This is a genomic window from Pseudomonas sp. C9-3 (assembly GCF_032392015.1).
Lineage (GTDB): Bacteria > Pseudomonadota > Gammaproteobacteria > Pseudomonadales > Pseudomonadaceae > Pseudomonas > Pseudomonas nitroreducens.
The window spans coordinates 2424960-2444468 of the sequence record NZ_CP135919.1; the positions used below are offsets into that span (position 1 = coordinate 2424960).

Genomic DNA, 19509 nt, shown 5'->3' on the forward strand with positions numbered 1-19509 from the left:
GATCCCATGAAAATCATCAACGCCTCCCTGCGCAAGCAGACCGGCCTGTTTACCATCCGCTGCGAAGGCGACGTCATCGCCGAAGTCGTCCAGCAAGCCGGCACCCTGGCCGCCAGCGGCGACGACATCGACGCCCGTGGCAACCTGGCCATCGCCCCGCTGGTGGAGCCGCACATCCACCTCGACGCCACCCTGACCGCCGGCGATCCGGAGTGGAACATGAGCGGCACGCTGTTCGAGGGCATCGAGCGCTGGGCCCAGCGCAAGGAAACCATTACGCACGAGGACACCAAGTCCCGCGCCCACACCACCATCCGCATGCTGGCCGCCCATGGCATCCAGCACGTGCGCACCCACGTCGACGTGACCGATCCGACCCTGGCGGCGCTCAAGGCCATGGTGGAAGTGCGCGAAGAGGCGCGGCACCTGGTGGACCTGCAGATCGTCGCTTTCCCGCAGGAGGGCATCGAGTCCTACGAGGGCGGCCGCGAGTTGATGGAAGAGGCGATCCGCCTGGGCGCCGACGTGGTCGGTGGCATCCCGCACTTCGAAAACACCCGCGAGCAGGGCGTCAGCTCGATCAAGTTCCTCATGGACCTGGCCGAGCGCACCGGTTGCCTGGTGGACGTGCACTGCGACGAGACCGACGACCCGAACTCGCGCTTCCTCGAAGTGCTCGCCGAGGAAGCCCGCGTGCGCGGCATGGGCGGCCGCGTCACCGCCAGCCACACCACGGCCATGGGTTCCTACGACAACGCCTACTGCTCCAAGTTGTTCCGCCTGCTCAAGCGCTCGGGCATCAACTTCGTCTCCTGCCCGACCGAGAGCATCCACCTGCAGGGCCGCTTCGACACCTTCCCGAAACGCCGCGGCGTGACCCGCGTGGCCGAGATCGACCGCGCCGGCATGAACGTCTGCTTCGGCCAGGATTCGATCAAGGACCCGTGGTACCCCCTGGGCAACGGCAACATCCTGCGCGTGCTGGATGCCGGCCTGCACATCTGCCACATGATGGGCTTCGATGACCTGCAGCGCGCGCTGGACCTGGTCACCGACAACAGCGCTCGCGCGCTGAACCTGGGGGCGCGCTACGGTATCGCCGCCGGCCGTCCGGCCAACCTGCTGGTGCTGGGCGTGGACAGCGACTACGAAGCGGTGCGCCAGCAGACCAAGGCGCTGTACTCGATCCGCAATGGCCGCGTGCTGATGAAGCGCGAGCCGGAGAAGGTTGAGCTGATCGAAGGCTGAAACCGGCGTAGGGCGCATAACGCCGGAGGCGTTATCCGCCATCTGGCGGATAACCCGTGCCGGGTTATGCGCCCTACGTGAGCCACAGATGCAATTCGCAGGATGGCGTGGAGCGAAGCGATACCCATCAGTTCCGTGCACCGACCGCATGGGTATCGCTGCGCTCCACCCATCCTACGGGTGTCAGAGCTCTCTGCTCAGGGCACCATCGCCATGCCCACGCCGAAGCGGTTCCAGGCATTGATGGTGGCGATGGCCAGGGTCAGGTTGGCGATCTCGGCGTCGCTGAAGTGCTCGCGCAGGGCGTCGAACTGGTGCTGCGGGGCGTGCTTCTCCGGCAGGCGGGTGAGGCTTTCCACCCAGGCCAGCGCGGCGCGTTCGCGCTCGGTGAAGAAGCGGGTTTCCTCCCACACGCTCAGGGTCTGCAGCCGTGCCTCGGTCTCGCCGGCCTTGCGGGCGTCGTTGGCGTGCATGTTCACGCAGTAGGCGCAGCCGTTGATCTGCGAGGCGCGCAGGCGGATCAGCTCCAGCAGCGAAGTTTCCAGGCCGGATTTGGCCAGTGCCTGTTCCAGGCCGATCATGGCCTTGTAGGCGTCGGGGGCGGCCTTGGCCCATTCGATACGTGCGCTCATGGTGGTCTCCAGTGGGGCCCGCGGTAGTGCGGGAATGGAGCTAAGGTAACGCCGACTCCCCGGCGTTCGAATAGCCAATTCCCGGCAATACCGGCAGACCAATGGAGCCAATCCCGGCTATGCGCCGGGCGCTCAGTCCCAACCGCCTGGGCAACCCTTGCAGCCCGCCATGTTGCTGCCCTGGAAGTTGCCGAAGCGCTGGCGGCTGCCGCGCAGGTCGGCATCTTCCAGATTTGCTTCGGCCAGCTTCACTTCCTGCAGGTTGGCGTCGCGCAGGTCGGCGCCCTTGAGGTCGGCGCGGGACAGCCAGGTCATTTCCAGGTCGGCAGCACGCAGGTTGGCCTGGTGCAGCTTGCCGCCGCTCAGGCGGGCGAACTCCAGGTACGCGGCGGTCAGGTCTGCGCCTTGCCATTGCGCACCCTGGGCGAACAGCCCCCAGGCCTGGATGGCGACCAGCTTGGCACCACTCAGGTCGGCGCCACGCAGGTTGGACTGCTGCAGGCTGGCGCGGGTGAGATCTGCACCGTTCAGCTGCGCCTGTTGCAGGTTCGCCAGGTCCAGCTTGGCGTGGCGCAGGTCGGCTCCGGCAAGGTTGGCGCCGGAGAGGTTCATCCGCGTCAGGTCCTGGTTGCGCAGGTCGGCACCGCGCAGGTCGGCGTTGGGACATTGGCTGTCCGGCTCGATACGGCAGCCAGCGATGACGGTGGCCGCGTCGTCTTCGGGTACTTCAGCCGGCTGGCTGGTGGCGAAGGCGAGGGTGGAGAGGGGGAAGAGCAGGCAGGCAAGCAGGCGCATGGCGATCTCCTGGGAACGTGAAAGGGCCCGCGCCGGAGCCGGCGCGGGCCTGTGCATCAACGGCTGGCGGTCTTGTTGTCCCAGCTGGGCAGCTTGAACACCCAGAAGGAACCGCCCTGGGCCACCGGCTTGGTCAGCTCGGCCATGTCGCCGCCCCACAGCGGCACCGCGCCGCCGTATCCGACGGTCACGCCGATGTACTGCTCGCCGTCCTGTTCCCAGGTGATGGGCGGAGAGACGATGCCGCTGCCGGTCTGGAACTGCCACAGCTCCTTGCCGGTCTTGGCGTCGAAGGCCTTGAGGTAGCCCTCGCCGGTGCCGGTGAACACCAGGTTGCCGGCGGTGGCCAACACACCGGCCCAGAGCGGCAGGTGGTCCTTGTATTCCCATTCCACCTTGCCGGTGGTGGGGTTCATGGCGCGCAGCGTGCCGACGTGGTCGTCATACATGCGCTTGATGCGGAAGCCCATGCCCAGGTAGGCGCTGCCCTTGGCGTAGTTCACCTCCTCGGTCCAGTAGTCTTCCTTCCAGTGGTTGGCGGGGACGTAGAAAAGCCCGGTGTCCTGGCTGTAGGCCATGGGGTTCCAGTTCTTGCCGCCGAGGAACGGCGGCGAGACCTCCACGGCCTTACCGTGCTTCTGCCCAGGCTCCGGCAGCGGCGGGCGCTGGCCTTCGTTCTCCACCGGGCGACCGGTCTTCAGGTCGATGTGGCTGGCCCAGGTGATGTTGTCGACGAAGGGGAAGGCGTTCTGCAGCTTGCCGTTGGTCCGGTCGACCACATAGAAGAAGCCGTTGCGGTCGGCGTGGGCGGTGGCCTTGACGATCTTGCCGTCCTGGGCCTTGTAGTCGAACAGCACCAGTTCGTTGTTGCCGGAGAAATCCCAGGCGTCGTTGGGCGTGTGCTGGTAGAACCACTTCACCTCGCCGGTGCTCGGGTCGACGCCGACCTGGCCGGAGGTGTAGAGGCTGTCGTAATCGTGCGGGTTGCCGCCCTTGGCGGTGCGCGCCCAGGTATTCCAGGGGCCGGGGTTGCCGGCGCCGACGATGATGGTGTTGGTCTCGGCATCGAAGCTCGCGCTCTGCCACGGGGCGCCGCCGCCGTGGCTCCAGGCCTCGACCTTGCCGGTGGGGGAGTTCTTGTCCTCCGGCCAGGAGGGTGCCTTCACGTCGCCCGTGGGAGTGCTGTCCTTGCCATTGAGGCGGCCCATGTGGCCCTCGACGAAGGGCCGCATCCACACCTCATCGCCGGTGTCCGGGTCGCGGGCGAACAGGCGGCCGACCACGCCGAACTCGTCGCCCGAGCTGCCGTGGATCAGCAGCACCTTGCCGGTCTTGCCGTCCTTCACGATGGTCGGCGCGCCGGTCATGGTGTAGCCGGCGCCGTGGTCGCCGAACTTCTTCTTCCAGACCACCTTGCCGGTCTTCTTGTTCAGCGCCACGACCGAGGCGTCGAGGGTGCCGAAGTAGATCTTGTCGCCATAGATGGCAGCGCCGCGGTTGACCACATCGCAGCATGGGCGAATGTCGTCGGGCAGACGGTGGTTGTAGGTCCACAGGCGCTTGCCGGTCTTCGCGTCGAGGGCGAACAGCCGCGAGTAGGAGGCGGTCACGTAGACCACGCCGTCGCTGACGATGGCCTGGGACTCCTGGCCGCGCTGCTTCTCGTCGCCGAAAGAGTAGGACCAGGCCGGGGTCAGCTTGAACACGTTGTCGGCATTGACCTGCTTGAGCGGGCTCCAGCGCTGGGCATTGGTGCCCATGCCGTACTGCAGCACGTCGCCGGTGGTCTTGTGGTCGTTGGCGATGTCGTCCCAGGTCACATCCTTGGCCTGGGCGGAGCCGCCGGCGGTAAGGGCGATGGCGCAGGCGAGGCTGTTGAGGACGAGGTGCAGGGGGGCTGTTGTTGTTCTCATGGTGGGTTTCCCGTGATGGATGGCGGCAGGCCGCTGCACGTGCCGCGGCGAATCCATGGTGGGAGGAGGGCGTGGTGGCGGGGAACGGAAAAGCTCCCGGCGATGCCGGGACTATTTCCCGGTCCGGGCATGACTTGGGCTTGCTGCCAAAGCGCCGGCAGTGGCCGACCGGCGTTCTAGTACGAAGGGAGTAGACGGGAGCATCCAAAGCAGGATTCGGCCGTCGGTCGCGCGTTCTTACCATCGTCATCACTGGCGTCTTTCCGGGCGCCGTGCCTTGCCAAGCATCTCGATGAGAGGATGAAGTGATGAACAACAAGAACGTGCTGTGCGGCCTGCTGTTGATGGCCGGCCTGGGTGTCTCGGGCCTGGCCCTGTCCCACGGCAATGTGACGCCCCAGGCAGTGGATACCACGGGGCTGGAACCATTGGGCAAGGAATGGCGCGACACCAACCCCTACCGCGAGCCCTACGCCAACCACGCCAAGGCGGTGGAGATCGGCGCTTCGGCCTACAACCAGAACTGCGCGCGCTGCCATGGCCTGGAGGCCAAGTCCGGTGGTATCGCCCCCGACCTGCGCATGCTTGACGTGGGCGCCGAGGGTGACGAATGGTTCAAGGAGCGGGTGATCAACGGCGCGGTACGTGACGGTGCGGTGTACATGCCGAAGATGGCCGACTTCATCAGCCAGGAAGGCCTCTGGGCAATCCGCACCTACCTGGACAGCGTGCACGTGGACGAGTGATCGCCATGCGCCTGCCCAATCTGCTGATCGGCCTGCTGCTGAGTGCGGCCCTGTGCCTGCTGCTGGGGCAGGCGCAGGCCGGTGTGCGCCCCTACGAGGACATGGTCGCGAGCGGTGTCCTGCGGGTCGCCGTCTACGAGAACTTCCCGCCCTACAGTTTCATGCAGGACGGGCAGCCGCGCGGGGTCGATATCGATCTCGCGCAGCACCTGGCCAGCGGCCTGGGCATGCGCGCGGAGTTCCTCTGGGTAACCCCCGGCGAACGCCTGGACGATGACCTGCGCAACTTCATCTGGAAAGGCCACTACCTGCGCCCCGGCGTGGTTGCCGACGTGATGCTGCGCGTGCCCTACGACCGCCAGTACGCCAACCGGCGCAACGATGTCGGCGAGTTCGCCAACGAGCAGGTGGTGATGTTCGGCCCCTACCAGCGCGAGCGCTGGCAGGTGGTCAGCGATGACCGTCGGCTGGCGGAAGTGGACACCATCGCGGCGTTCCGCGAACACCCCATCGGCGTCGAACTGGACAGCGTGCCGTCGTTCTACCTGACCTCGGTGCTGGGCGGCCAGCTCAGCCGCATGACGATCCACTTCCCCAGCACCCAGGCGGCCTTCGACGGCATGCGCGCGGGCAAGGTGGACGCGGTGATGGCCCTGCGTGGCGAGCTGGACTGGATGCGCGCGCAAGCCGCCGACGAGCACCTGAAGAACGCCGAGAACACCTACCCCAACCTCGGCCAGCCCGAGTGGGACATCGGCATGGCGGTGCATGAAAGCAATCGCCAGCTCTCCAATGCCCTGGACGGCGAACTGGAGGAACTGGTGCGCAGCGGCGAGATGGAGAAGCTCTATGCGGCCTACGGCGTGCGTTACGAACTGCCGGGGCTCTACCAGGACGTGCAATGAGGGAGACATGATGCGCAGGCGCCAGATGTTGCTCGGGCTGTGCGGCTTGCCGCTGCTGGCCGCGGCGGTGGAGGGCGACCCGATGCCCTCGGTGATGTGGGAGTACCACCACAAGCGCCTGCTCAATGGCGAGCCCTACGTCTTCGACGAGCGGGTCAGGCTGGGTGTGCCGCCGTTCGCCGAGGACTCCCGCCAGGTCCCGGTGGAGGTGGACGCCCGCGCCTTGCCGGGGCGCTTCGACCGGCTGCTGCTATGGGCCGAGCTGAACCCGATTCCCCATGTGCTGACGCTTTACCCCGGCGTGCACCTGGAGCCGCTGCTGGCGGTGCGCATCCGCATCGAACAGGCCACGCCGATCCGTGCTGCGCTGCGGGACGAGCAGGGAGTCTGGCATGTCGGCTCGGCGTGGATCGATGCGGCCGGTGGCGGCTGCACAGCGCCCAGCGTGGTGCGTGCGCAACCGGGCTGGGAGGACCGGCTCGGCCAGGTCCATGGCGAGTCTTACCCCAAAGGAGAGTACAGCCGCGTGCGCCTGTCGGTCTCGCACCCGATGGACAATGGCCTGGTCGGCGGCATCCCCGAGTTCTACCTCGACCATGCCGAACTGCGGGGGCCGGAAGGCGAGGTCTTCGCCCGACTGGACCTGTTCCCCGCGGTCAGCGAGAACCCGACCTTCACCTTCGAAGTGCGCGGCCACCCGCATACCGAGCTCTGGCTGCACGACAACAACGGCAACGAATTCCAGGCCGCTCTGCGCTGACGCCGCACTGCGCCAACGAGGTGCCCATGCGTTTCCTCCTGATCGCCCTCGCGTGCCTGTGCCTGCCGGCACTGGCCGACCTGCAGTACCACCTTCAGCCCCGACAGATCGCCGAGGGCACCTGGGTGGTGGAAGGCAGCACCGACAACTTTGCCAAGGACAACGGTGGCGCCATCGTCAACGTCGCCTTCATCGACACCGGCGACGGCGTGCTGGTGATCGACAGCGGTCCGTCAAGGCGCTATGGCGAAGCCCTGCGTGCGCTGATCCAGCAGACCACCGGCAAGCCGGTGAAGCACGTGCTGCTGACCCACCATCACCCCGACCACGTGCTGGGCAACCAGGCCTTCACCGACGTGCCCATCGGCGCGCTGGCCGGCACCAGTAAATTGCTGAAAGAGCAGGGCAACGCCATGGCGGAGAACATGTACCGCCTGGTCGGCGACTGGATGCGTGGCACTGAGGTCGTGCTGCCCACCGAGACGGTGGAGCCCGGTGAATGGCAGATGGGCAGCCACCGCTTCCGCCTGCTGGGCTTGCGCGGGCACACTGGCGCGGACCTGGCGATTCTCGACGAAACCACCGGCGTGCTGTTCGCCGGGGATATCGTCTTCTACCAGCGCGCACTGACCACGCCGAACAGTCCTGGCCTGGATGTGTGGCTGGGTGACCTCGATACCCTGCAGCAGCTGCCGTGGAAACAGATCGTCCCCGGCCATGGCCCCATCGCCACGGATGCGGCGCCGTTTGCGCAGATGCGCGATTACCTGGGCTGGCTCGACACTGTAATGCGTGACGGCATCGCCCAGGGCGCGGACATGAACGACCTGCTGCGCACGCCGATTCCGGACCGTTTCGCCGGCATCAGCCTGACGCGCTACGAGCTGATCCGCAGTGTCAGCCACCTGTATCCGCGCTATGAGCAGAAGGCTCTGCCGCGAGTCGATGAGCAATAGCCATTTCTGCGGAGGTTTCGGTGCGCGCGCAGGCCCTCACCCCAGCCCTCTCCCGACGGGAGAGGGGGCTGTCTGGAGCGGCTTTGCTGCTCGTCGCTCCGATCTGCTCTTCCTGTAGGAGCGAGCTTGCTCGCGAACCTTCCAGCAGGATGCATTCCTGCTTTCGCCCCTCGCGCCGAACGGCTCCCTCTCCCCCTGGGAGAGGGCTGGGGTGAGGGGCTCGTAACCCCGTACAGACAACGCAGTGGCCGGGGAATCCACTTCGCGAGCAAGCTCGCTCCTACAGGGACAAGGCTCGCCCATCCAGCCCGTAAAAGCCGCGAATTTCGCACCGCTGCAGCCCGGTATTGCTACCAAGGAACTAGGAAATTCGGCACTGCGTTCAATTGTTGGCCTGCCGTGCCAAACCAAGAATCTGCGACAGACCGGGAAATTTTCCCGGGTACAACAACAATCGCAGAGGCGCACCGCCATGAGACAGCTTCAACCTTTCGCCCGCACCGTGCTGTTCACCGCCATCGGCCTGGCCAGCCTGGGCGCCCACGCCGGCGTCACCGACCAGGACATCAGTGATGCCGCCAAGCGCACCGACCAGATCGTGGTCAACGGCATCAACCAGCAGGGCCAGCGCTTCAGTCCGTTGAACACGCTGAACAGCGATAACGTTAAAGAGCTGCGGCCGGTGTGGGCGCTGTCCTTCGGCGGCGAGAAGCAACGTGGCCAGCAGGCGCAACCGCTGATCAAGGACGGCGTGATGTACGTCACCGCCTCCTACTCGCGGGTGTTCGCCGCCGATGCGCGCACCGGGCGCAAGCTCTGGCAGTACGACGCACGCCTGCCCGACGGCATCATGCCGTGCTGTGACGTGATCAACCGTGGCGTGGCGCTGTATGGCGACCTGGTGATCTTCGGCACCCTCGACGCCAAGCTGGTCGCCCTGAACAAGGACACCGGCAAGGTGGTGTGGAAGAAGACCGTGGCCGACTACAAGGCCGGCTACTCCATCTCCGCGGCGCCGCTGATCGCCAAGGGCAAGCTGATCACCGGCGTCGCCGGCGGCGAGTTCGGCGTGGTCGGCAAGATCGAGGCCTACAACCCCACCAACGGTGAGCTGCTGTGGAGCCGCCCGACCGTGGAAGGCCACATGGGCTACGTCTACAAGGACGGCAAGCCGGTGGAGAACGGCATCTCCGGCGGCGAAGCGGGCAAGACCTGGCCGGGCGACCTGTGGAAGACCGGCGGCGCGGCGCCGTGGCTGGGCGGCTACTACGACCCGAGCACCGACTCGCTGTTCATCGGCACCGGCAACCCGTCGCCGTGGAACTCGCACTTGCGTCCGGGCGACAACCTGTTCTCCTCCTCGCGCCTGGCGCTGAACCCGGAAGATGGCTCGATCAAGTGGCACTTCCAGACCACCCCGCACGACGGCTGGGACTTCGACGGCGTCAACGAGCTGGTGTCCTTCGACTACAAGGACGGCGGCAAGACCGTGCAGGCTGCTGCCACCGCTGACCGCAACGGCTTCTTCTATGTGCTCGACCGCACCAACGGCAAGTTCATCCGTGGCTTCCCCTTCGTCGACAAGGTGACCTGGGCCAAGGGCCTGGACGAGAACGGCCGGCCGATCTACGACGACGCCCACCGCCCGGGCGCGCCGGGTGAGGGTGGCGAGAAGGGCACGTCGGTGTTCGTCGCGCCGTCCTTCCTCGGCGGCAAGAACTGGATGCCCATGGCCTACAGCCAGGACACCGGGCTGTTCTACGTGCCGTCCAACGAGTGGGGCATGGACATGTGGAACGAGAACATCGCCTACAAGAAAGGTGCGGCGTACCTCGGCGCGGGCTTCACCATCAAGCCGCTGAACGAGAAGTACATCGGCGTGCTGCGCGCCATCGATCCGAAGACCGGCAAGCAGGTCTGGCGCTACGAGAACTACGCGCCGCTTTGGGGCGGCGTGCTGGCGACCCACGGCAACCTGGTGTTCACCGGCAACCCCGAGGGCTACCTGATGGCCTTCGACGCCAAGACCGGCAAGAAGCTCTACCAGTTCAACACCGGCTCGGGCGTGATCGCCTCGCCGATCACCTGGGAAATGGACGGCGAACAGTACGTGACCGTTCTCTCCGGCTGGGGCGGCGCGGTGCCGCTGTGGGGCGGCGAGGTGGCCAAGCGGATCAAGGACCTGGACCAGGGCGGGATGATCTGGACCTTCAAGCTGCCCAAGGACCTGGTGGCGAAGAAGTGATGTGCCCGTGAGGTGAGCAGGGGCCGGCCATTGTGCCGGCCCATTGTTTTGGCGCGCTGTTGGCGCTGTTCGCGTGCATGGCCTTTGGGCGTTTCTGCGCCGCATCTGTGTGCGCGGATGCATTGGGTTTCGCCCCCTCGGGCGACCTACTTTGGCAAACGACGGATGGCCGCCCCGCCCAAAGTAGGCAAAGGTCTTGCCCCGGACATCCGGTTTTTCGCTTAGGCGAAAAATTCCCTCGTCGAAGCGCAGTTTCAGGGGCCCGAACTAGGCGTCCCCCCACGAAGGGCCATCCCTGGCCCATCGCGGCTCTCGCGACATCCATGTCGCTCAACCCCTGAAACTCCGCTTCAACGAGGCCTCCTGAACGGGGCGTTCGGCGTGTGCGAAAGTCTCTCTGGAAACCTTCAAAATCCAGAGCCAGGGCCAGAGCCGTGTTGTGGAGTTCCCGTAGGAGCGGACCTTGTCCGCGAAATCCTTCGCGGCGGACCTTGCGCTGATAAGCAACATCAGATGCTCGCCGCCACCTGTAGGAGCGAGCGTGCTCGCGAACCACCCGGCACCGTAGGGCGCATAACGCGACAGCGTTATACGCCGTGGTGGCGTCGGCGGATAATCCGTTCCGGGTTAGGCGCCCTACAACCTGCGACGCTCGCCGCATCTACTACCAAATGAGGAACCCATCCCTCCCATGGGTGCATTCCGGGCCGGGAAGGGCGCTGCCTAAGATCGCTCCATGACCTGGCCGATGGAGGCCGGGACCCGACAGGAGAGCATCCCCATGATCTACGCCCCACCCGGAACCCCAGGCGCCGTCGTCACCCTCAAACCGCGCTACGGCAACTACATCGGCGGCGAGTTCGTCGCGCCGGTGCTGGGCCAGTACTTCAGCAACACCTCGCCGGTGAACGGCGAAATCATCGCCGAGTTCCCGCGCTCCACCGCCGAAGACATCGACAAGGCGCTGGACGCCGCCCACGCCGCTGCCGGCAGCTGGGGCCGCACGTCGGTGCAGGATCGCGCGCTGATCCTGCTGAAGATCGCCGACCGCATCGAGCAGAACCTGGAACAACTCGCCGTCGCCGAAACCTGGGACAACGGCAAGGCCGTGCGCGAGACCCTGAATGCTGACGTACCGCTGGCCGCCGACCACTTCCGCTACTACGCCGGCTGCATCCGCGCCCAGGAAGGCGGCGCCGCCGAGATCAACGAGAACACCGTCGCCTACCACATCCACGAACCGCTGGGCGTGGTCGGGCAGATCATCCCGTGGAACTTCCCGCTGCTGATGGCCGCGTGGAAGCTCGCCCCGGCCCTGGCCGCCGGCAACTGCGTGGTGATCAAGCCGGCCGAGCAGACCCCGCTGTCGATCATGCTGCTGGCCGAGATCATCGGCGACCTGCTGCCGCCGGGTGTGCTGAACATCGTCCAGGGCTTCGGCAAGGAAGCCGGCCAGGCGCTGGCCACCAGCAAGCGCATCGCCAAGATCGCCTTCACCGGCTCGACCCCGGTCGGCTCGCACATCCTCCACTGCGCGGCGGAGAACATCATCCCGTCCACCGTGGAACTGGGCGGCAAGAGCCCGAACATCTTCTTCGAGGACATCATGAACGCCGAGCCGGCGTTCATCGAGAAAGCCGCCGAGGGCCTGGTGCTGGCCTTCTTCAACCAGGGTGAAGTCTGCACCTGCCCGTCGCGGGCGCTGGTGCAGGAGTCGATCTTCGAGCCGTTCATGGTCGAGGTCATGAAGAAGATCAAGGCGATCAAGCGCGGTAACCCGCTGGACACCGACACCATGGTCGGCGCCCAGGCCTCGCAGCAGCAGTACGAGAAGATCCTCTCCTACCTCGACATCGCCCAGAGCGAAGGCGCGGAATTGCTCACCGGCGGCTCCAGCGAGCGCCTGGAAGGCGACCTGGCCAGCGGTTACTACATCCAGCCGACCCTGCTCAAAGGGCACAACGGCATGCGCGTGTTCCAGGAAGAAATCTTCGGCCCGGTGGTGGGCGTGACCACCTTCAAGGACGAAGCCGAAGCCCTGGCGATTGCCAACGACACCGAGTTCGGCCTTGGCGCCGGCGTCTGGACCCGCGACATCAACCGTGCCTGGCGCATGGGCCGGGGCATCCAGTCTGGCCGCGTGTGGACCAACTGCTACCACCTGTACCCGGCCCACGCCGCGTTCGGTGGCTACAAGAAGTCCGGCGTCGGCCGCGAGACCCACAAGATGATGCTCGACCACTACCAGCAGACCAAGAACCTGCTGGTGAGCTACGACATCAATCCGCTGGGCTTCTTCTAAAGCTTGCAGTAACCCGGCGGACCTTCCCCCATCAGGTTCGCCGGACCTTTCCGCTGTACTCCGCCTGGCACTCCACCAGGCATTTCTTGTGTCGACACGCCCGATCGGGCGGCCGTCCGCTTCCGTACCCATTCCACGGGTGACGGCCTTCGTCGAACGCGGCTCCGGCCGCGTTTTCTTTTTCCCGATGAGTCGTCGTTCGCGAGCAAGCTCGCTCCTACAGGTTCGGTTCGCAGCGCTTGCGTAGGAGCGAGCTTGCTCGCGAACCCGCCCATGCGCCGAAATGTCCGGACATGCAGGTTCCGTAGGATGGGTGGAGCGCAGCGATACCCATCCTACAAGGGCTTTCGCAGCGTCCCGTCTCCGCAACATCTGCATCTGTGCTGCGCAACACCTGTAGCGCCCGCAACACCTGTACAGCATCCGGCAGACAACGCCAGAAGCCCCGAACCGCAAGCCCTCCAGCCCAATTCGAAAAGCCTGGCACAGCGGTTGCTCTGAGCCTTGCAAGCCGCGGCGAACGATCCGCGGCACCAACAAGAATCGGAGAACCTCCATGAGATCGATTGGCCTGTCTGTGCCTTCCGTTCGCCTGCAACCCGCCCTGCGTCATTCCCTGCTGACCGCCTCGCTGCTGATGGGCGGTCTGTCCGCCAACCTGCAAGCCGCCGAGGGGCCGGCCAACGTCGATGGCCAGCGCATCGCTGCTGCCGACAAGGAACCGGGCAACTGGATGACCACCGGGCGCACCTACGACGAGCAGCGCTACAGCCCGCTCAAGCAGATCGACCAGAGCAACGTCGGTGGCCTGGGGCTGGCCTGGAGTCACAAGCTGGACATCGACCGCGGCGTGGAAGCCACGCCCATCGTGGTCGATGGCGTGATGTACACCACCGGGCCGTTCTCCATCGTCTACGCGCTGGACGCCCGCACCGGCGAGTTGCTGTGGAAGTACGACCCGCAGTCCGACCGCAGCCGCGCTGGCGAAGCCTGCTGCGACGCGGTGAACCGTGGCGTGGCGGTGTGGAAGGGCAAGGTCTATGTCGGCGTGCTCGATGGCCGCCTGGAGGCCATCGACGCCAAGACCGGCAAGCGCGTGTGGAGCGTCGATACCCGCACCGACCCCTCGCGCAGCATCACCATCACCGGCGCGCCGCGCATCGTGAAGGGCAAGGTGATCATCGGCAACGGCGGCGCCGAATTCGGCGTGCGCGGCTACATCACCGCGTACGATGCCGAGACCGGCAAGCAGGACTGGCGCTTCTTCACCGTGCCCGGCGACCCGAAGGAAATGCCCAAGGGCAAGGGCATGGAAATCGCTGCCAAGACCTGGTTCGGCGATAACTACGCCAAGCAGGGCGGTGGCGGCACCGTGTGGGACTCCATGTCCTACGACCCCGAGCTGAACCTGCTGTACATCGGCGTCGGCAACGGCTCCTCGTGGAACCCGCGCATCCGCAGCGAAGGCAAGGGCGACAACCTGTTCCTCTCGTCCATCGTCGCGATCAATCCCGATAACGGCGAATACGTCTGGCACTACCAGACCACGCCTGGCGATGCCTGGGACTTCACTGCCACCGCGCACATCATGCTGGTGGACATGGAGATCGACGGCAAGCAACGCAAGGTGCTGATGCAGGCGCCGAAGAACGGCTTCTTCTACGTCATCGACCGCGAGACCGGCAAGCTGCTCTCGGCCAACAACATCGTGCCGATCAACTGGGCCAAGGGCGTCGACCTGAAGACCGGCCGGCCGATCCGCAACGAGGCGGTGTCCGACTACTGGAAGGACCCGCAGAAGAAGGCGCGGCTGATCCAGCCGGCGTTCTGGGGCGCCCACGACTGGCAACCGATGTCGTACAACCCCAATACCGGGCTGGTCTACATCCCGGCGCACATCATGTCGGCGATGTACCAGGACGTCGACGGCGCGCCGCCGCGCTCCAAGTTCAAGAGCATCTACCAGCTCGACGTCAACACCGGGATGATGCCGGAAGACCCGGAGGGCCTGCGCAAGATCGCCGACACCTGGACCGGCAAGCTGATCGCCTGGGACCCGGTGAAGCAGGAACAACGCTGGGAAGTGCCCTACAGCACCATCTTCAACGGCGGCACCCTGAGCACCGCCGGCAACCTGGTGTTCGAAGGCACCGCCGACGGCCGCGTGGTGGCCTACGCCGCCGAGACCGGCAAGAAGCTCTGGGAGTCCCCGGCCAACACCGGCGTGATGGCCGCACCCATCACCTATGAAGTGGACGGCGAGCAGTACGTGACCTTCATGGCCGGCTGGGGCGGCGCCTTCTCCACCTTCGCCGGCGCCCTGTCGCTGCGCGCCGGGGTCAAGCCCAACGCCCAGGTGCTGACCTACAAGCTCGGCGGTACCGCCAAGCTGCCGGACATCAACTACAAGTGGGCCGACCGCAAGCCCGAGCCGCCAGCGCTGACCGGGACCACCGCGCAGATCGACCAGGGCCGCGAGCTGTTCAATGGCAGTTGCTCCCAGTGCCACGGCATCAACGCCATCAGTGGCGGCGTAGTACCCGACCTGCGCACCCTCAGCGCGGAAAACCACCAGCGCTTCCTCGGCATCATCTACGGCGGACGCATCCCCGACGGCATGCCCTCGTTCCAGGGCCACCTCGACCTGCAACAGGCCGAGGCCGTGCACCAGTACCTGATCAAGCGCGCCTACGACCTCAAGGAACAACTGGCCGGTGCGCAGAAGACCGCTGCCAAGTGATGGCTCCCCAAGAAACAGCCCAGCAGGAGACTGATTCATGACCGAAGTAACGACCTACCAGCACTACATCGACAACCGCTTCGTCGCCGGCGAGCCGTTGATCGAAGTGCACAACCCGGCCAACGGCGAGCTGCTGGCGCGCATCCCGGAAGCCAGCGCGGCGCAGGTGGACAGTGCCATCGGCGCCGCCCGCGCGGCGCAGAAGGGCTGGGCGGCCAAGCCGGCCATCGAGCGCGCCGGCTACCTGCGCAGGATCGCCGAGAAGGTCCGCGCCAACGCACCGCGCCTGGCCAGGATCATCACCGCCGAGCAGGGCAAGGTGCCGGCGCTGGCGGAAGTGGAGGTGAACTTCACCGCCGATTATCTCGACTACATGGCCGAGTGGGCGCGCCGCCTGGAAGGCGAGGTGCTGACCAGCGACCGCGCCGGCGAGCACATCTTCCTGCTGCGCAAGCCGTTGGGCGTGGTGGCCGGCATCCTGCCGTGGAACTTCCCGTTCTTCCTCATCGCCCGGAAGATGGCGCCGGCGCTGCTGACCGGCAACACCATCGTCATCAAGCCCAGTGAAGAAACGCCGATCAACTGCTTCGAGTTCGCCCGCCTGGTGGCGGAAACCGACCTGCCCACCGGCGTGTTCAACGTCGTCGGCGGCACCGGTGCCAGCGCCGGCAGCGCGCTGACCAGCCACGCCGGGGTGGACCTGATCAGCTTCACCGGCAGCGTCGCTACCGGCTCGCGGATCATGGCCGCGGCCGCGCCGAACATCACCAAGCTGAACCTTGAACTGGGCGGCAAGGCGCCGGCCATCGTCCTGGCCGATGCCGACCTGGACCTGGCGGTGAACGCCATCAAGGCCTCGCGGGTGATCAACACCGGGCAGGTGTGCAACTGCGCCGAGCGCGTCTACGTGCAGCGCCAGGTGGCTGACCAGTTCATCGAGAAGATCGCCGCTGCCATGGCCGCCACCCGTTTCGGCGACCCGAACGTGCAGGCCGACCTGGACATGGGCCCGTTGGTCAACCGCATCGGCCTGGACAAGGTCGCGCAGATGGTCCGCACGGCGACCGGGCAGGGCGCCCAGGTCATCACCGGCGGCGCGGTGGCCGACCTCGGCCAGGGCTTCCACTACCAGCCCACCGTGCTGGCCGGCTGCTCGGCCGGCATGGAGATCATGCGCAAGGAGATCTTCGGCCCGGTGCTGCCGATCCAGGTGGTGGAAGACCTCGACGAAGCCATCGCCCTGGCCAATGACAGCGACTACGGCCTGACCTCATCGATCTACACCCGCAACCTCAGCGCCGCGCTCAAGGCCAGCCGCGAGCTGGACTTCGGCGAGACCTACATCAACCGCGAGAACTTCGAGGCGATGCAGGGCTTCCATGCCGGCACGCGCAAGTCCGGCATCGGCGGCGCGGACGGCAAGCATGGGTTGTACGAGTACACGCATACCCATGTGGTGTATGCGCAGGAGTGAGTGGCAGGGGGCTTCCAGGAGCCCCTCTCCCTAACCCTCTCCCGCAAGCGGGAGAGGGGGCTGGATCGGCGTGGGCGCAACCACGGTTTATTCCTGATCCAAACGTGCCAGGAAAACACGGCGGGGACGCTTCACTCGAATACTCCCTCTCCCTTCAGGGAGAGGGCTGGGGAGAGGGCGTCAAGGAACGCACGGAATGTTCAGAACTAAGGAATTTCTGTACTCGGGATGCATGCATCACCGTTTCGACTGGGCGGGCCGTCCTTGCCAGGTGCGGTCCGCTCCTTTTTCCCTGTGCCTGCAGGTGGCCGTTGCGTAGAGCGGGTTAGCCAGCTGATCAGCGGACGCAGGGAAAAGGGAAAGGATCAATACAGCGCATTGGGCTGCACGATGCCGTGCTTCTTCATCTTCCGATACAGGGTCGACCGGGCAATGCCGAACTGTTCCGCTACCGCACTGATGTTCCATTGCCGCTCGCGCAGCACGGCCAGCAAGTGGCGGGCTTCGTCATCGTCCAGGCGGGCGGCGAGGGCACCATTCTGCGGTTCCGGCATGGCCATGACGGCGGGAGCCGCCTGATGCAATTCCATCGGCAGGCAGTCCAGGTCGATGCGGCCGTCCTCGGCGAGGGCGGCGGCATAGCGCAGGCAGTTCAGCAATTGGCGGATGTTGCCCGGCCAGGGATGGCTGCGCAGCTGTTCGCGTACGCCGGCGTCCAGGCGCAGGTTGCCGCCCAGGCTGGCCAGCAGGCTGTCGATCAGCGCCTCGCGGTCGCTGCGTTCGCGCAGGGCCGGCAGCTGCAGGGTCATGCCGGCGAGGCGGTAGAACAGGTCTTCGCGGAAGCCCTTGGTGCGGATCATCTCGGCCAGGTTCTGGTGGGTGGCCGAAACCACTTGCACGTCCAGCGCCACCGGCGCTTCAGCGCCCAGCGGGAGGATTTCCCGCTCGGCCAGCACGCGCAGCAGGCGCGTCTGCAGGTGCGCCGGCATGTCGCCGATCTCGTCGAGGAACAGGGTGCCGCCATTGGCCAGCTCCAGCTTGCCCTTCATGCCTTTCTTGCTGGCGCCGGTGAAGCTGCCGCCGCGGTAGCCGAAGAGTTCGCTCTCGATCAGGCTTTCCGGGATTGCCGCGCAGTTCAGCGCGACGAAGGGCCCGGCATGCCGCGCGCTGGCCTGGTGGATGGCGCGGGCGAAGGCTTCCTTGCCGGTGCCGGTCTCGCCGGTCACCAGGATGGAAATGCCCTTGTCGAGCACCCTGCGCAGCTTGCGCACGCCGTCATGCAGGCGCGGGTCGGTGCCGGCGAGCCGGGTGAGATCGGGATGTTCCGGGCTGTTCGAGCCGTTGCGCAGGGGCGTACTGCGGCGTGGCGGGCTGGCCGGCGTGCGCAGGCCGACGTCCACCAGCGCATGGTCGGCCAGGGTGCGCAGGCGGATACCGCGCGCGCCGCCCTTGCTCAGGTCCAGCAACTGATCGACGTCCGCCTCCAGCAACTGCTCGATGCGGCTGCCCAGCAGCTCGCCCCGGCTGGCGGTGAAGGCGGCGTGGTTGGCGCCGATCACCCGGCCCTGTTCGTCGAGGGCGATGAGCTGTTCGTTGGCCAGGTCCGACACCTCGTCGCGGGCCTTCACCGACAGCGTCAGGCGGTCGCGGTAGCGCTGGCGGAAGCTGGCGTTCTCGATCAGCCGGGCATACAGGATCACCAATTGCAGTGTCAGGTACTGCGCGTCCTTGGGCCCGTCGTTGTACAGGCAGGTGGCGTTCAGGCAGCCGCGCAGCTGGTGCTGGGCATCGAAGATCGGCGCCACCGAGCAGCTCAGGCGGAAGTTGCTCACCAGGAAGTGCTCCTGGCGGTGGATGGTCAGCGCTTCGCCGGCGGCCAGGGCGGTGCCGATGCCGTTGGTGCCGGCGATGGATTCGTCCCAGCGCGCACCGACGATCAGCCCGGCCTGGGTGTAGCGGTCGCGCTCGCTGGGCAGGCGCGCGTCGAGGGTGATGCCGTTTTCGTCGCTGAGCAGCACCGCGAAGCCAGCCGGCAGCACGCGCCGGGCGAGGCCGGTGACGCCCTGGCTGGCGATGGCCAGGTAGTCCTGGTGCAGGCTCTGGTGCTCGCGGATTTCCCCGGCGGTGAGGATGTGTTTTTCCGCCCGTGCGCGGGGGTCGAGATGGTGCTCCATCACGCTGCGGTACCAGGAGCGCGCGATGGCGCCCTCGGGCTGGATGTCACGTTCGCCGAAGTGATCGGCGATGAAGGCGGCAAGGTCGTTCGGGCAGTTTTCCAGGGATTGCGGGTGCATGGTCACTCCCGGCGGCCGTCAGTCGGACTGCGGCGCATTGTTTTTGTAGGGGATCGGCTTCGTGTGGGACCGATCCTAGGACTGAGGCTCTTGGGATTGGACAGTCTAGACCGGTCGGTCACGGGCGACGAGAGCCCGAGCAAGGCCTGTGCCGAATCACACCGCGCGGAGCGCCGAGCCCCGCGCCAGACCGCCCGCCGCCCAAGGGCGCGGGCGCAACCGGGCAATGGCTGTCGCAGCGATGGGACAGTTGTAGCGGCGGGGCGCGACAGCTGTCGCCGGCCCGCTACCAAATCAGGGGGGAATCTCCTTCGAAAGTATCATTCGGAGCCTTCCCCCCTGGTGTTTAACTCGACCTGCCGGTTTTGCCGGCATCATGCCTAACAAAAAGAGGACAGACCCATGTGGACCAAGCCTAGCTTCACCGACCTGCGCCTTGGCTTCGAAGTGACCCTGTACTTCGCCAACCGCTGATCCACTCGGCCCCGGTCCGCCGGGG

14 protein-coding genes are annotated in these 19509 nt (G+C 66.2%); 10 read left to right on the forward strand and 4 right to left on the reverse strand.

Features of this window, described 5'->3' with window-relative positions:
* Window positions 1-6: 6 nt before the first annotated feature.
* Complete coding sequence (codA, locus tag RS899_RS10960; RefSeq protein WP_315809913.1) at window positions 7-1248, forward strand: cytosine deaminase; 1242 nt, start codon at window positions 7-9, stop codon at window positions 1246-1248.
* Between the two features lie 197 nt (window positions 1249-1445).
* On the opposite strand, the gene RS899_RS10965 is transcribed toward codA, so the two are convergent.
* The 3 genes from RS899_RS10965 to exaA all read right to left on the reverse strand — a co-directional run bounded on the left by RS899_RS10965 (window position 1446) and on the right by exaA (window position 4588).
* Window positions 1446-1880: a carboxymuconolactone decarboxylase family protein gene (locus RS899_RS10965; protein WP_054910252.1), complete on the reverse strand. Its 435-nt coding sequence runs from the start codon at window positions 1878-1880 to the stop codon at window positions 1446-1448.
* 132 nt (window positions 1881-2012) lie between these two features.
* On the reverse strand, window positions 2013-2675 hold the full coding sequence (locus RS899_RS10970) for a pentapeptide repeat-containing protein (RefSeq protein ID WP_233299825.1): 663 nt from the start codon (window positions 2673-2675) through the stop codon (window positions 2013-2015).
* A gap of 56 nt (window positions 2676-2731) precedes the next feature.
* Window positions 2732-4588 (reverse strand): quinoprotein ethanol dehydrogenase, encoded by a 1857-nt coding sequence (gene exaA, locus RS899_RS10975; RefSeq protein ID WP_315809914.1) that lies wholly within the window; start codon window positions 4586-4588, stop codon window positions 2732-2734.
* 308 nt (window positions 4589-4896) lie between these two features.
* Between exaA and pedF the strand changes: the two genes are divergently transcribed.
* From pedF to aldA, 8 genes are all read left to right on the forward strand, one after another.
* On the forward strand, window positions 4897-5334 hold the full coding sequence (gene pedF / locus RS899_RS10980; protein ID WP_024762484.1) for a cytochrome c-550 PedF: 438 nt from the start codon (window positions 4897-4899) through the stop codon (window positions 5332-5334).
* Between the two features lie 5 nt (window positions 5335-5339).
* On the forward strand, window positions 5340-6239 hold the full coding sequence (locus tag RS899_RS10985; RefSeq protein WP_024762485.1) for a substrate-binding periplasmic protein: 900 nt from the start codon (window positions 5340-5342) through the stop codon (window positions 6237-6239).
* Between the two features lie 10 nt (window positions 6240-6249).
* On the forward strand, window positions 6250-6999 hold the full coding sequence (locus RS899_RS10990) for a quinoprotein dehydrogenase-associated SoxYZ-like carrier (RefSeq protein WP_037013317.1): 750 nt from the start codon (window positions 6250-6252) through the stop codon (window positions 6997-6999).
* Between the two features lie 26 nt (window positions 7000-7025).
* Window positions 7026-7955 carry a quinoprotein relay system zinc metallohydrolase 1 gene (locus RS899_RS10995; protein ID WP_315809915.1) on the forward strand — a complete coding sequence of 310 codons (930 nt, stop codon included), beginning with the start codon at window positions 7026-7028 and terminating at the stop codon, window positions 7953-7955.
* Between the two features lie 472 nt (window positions 7956-8427).
* Window positions 8428-10200, forward strand: a complete 1773-nt coding sequence (locus RS899_RS11000; RefSeq protein WP_045217984.1) for a methanol/ethanol family PQQ-dependent dehydrogenase — start codon at window positions 8428-8430, stop codon at window positions 10198-10200.
* A gap of 781 nt (window positions 10201-10981) precedes the next feature.
* Window positions 10982-12502, forward strand: a complete 1521-nt coding sequence (gene exaC / locus RS899_RS11005) for an acetaldehyde dehydrogenase ExaC (RefSeq protein WP_054910248.1) — start codon at window positions 10982-10984, stop codon at window positions 12500-12502.
* 556 nt (window positions 12503-13058) lie between these two features.
* Entirely contained in the window at window positions 13059-15242 is a 2184-nt protein-coding gene (locus RS899_RS11010; RefSeq protein WP_315809916.1) for a PQQ-dependent dehydrogenase, methanol/ethanol family, read from the forward strand.
* A gap of 37 nt (window positions 15243-15279) precedes the next feature.
* The gene (gene aldA, locus RS899_RS11015; protein ID WP_315809917.1) at window positions 15280-16716 is read left to right on the forward strand and encodes an aldehyde dehydrogenase; all 1437 of its coding nucleotides are present in this window, start codon (window positions 15280-15282) and stop codon (window positions 16714-16716) included.
* Window positions 16717-17081: 365 nt separating this feature from the next.
* On the opposite strand, the gene RS899_RS11020 is transcribed toward aldA, so the two are convergent.
* Window positions 17082-19010 (reverse strand): sigma-54-dependent Fis family transcriptional regulator, encoded by a 1929-nt coding sequence (locus RS899_RS11020; RefSeq protein ID WP_315809918.1) that lies wholly within the window; start codon window positions 19008-19010, stop codon window positions 17082-17084.
* Between the two features lie 402 nt (window positions 19011-19412).
* Between RS899_RS11020 and pqqA the strand changes: the two genes are divergently transcribed.
* On the forward strand, window positions 19413-19484 hold the full coding sequence (gene pqqA / locus RS899_RS11025; protein WP_003106462.1) for a pyrroloquinoline quinone precursor peptide PqqA: 72 nt from the start codon (window positions 19413-19415) through the stop codon (window positions 19482-19484).
* Window positions 19485-19509: the final 25 nt, after the last annotated feature.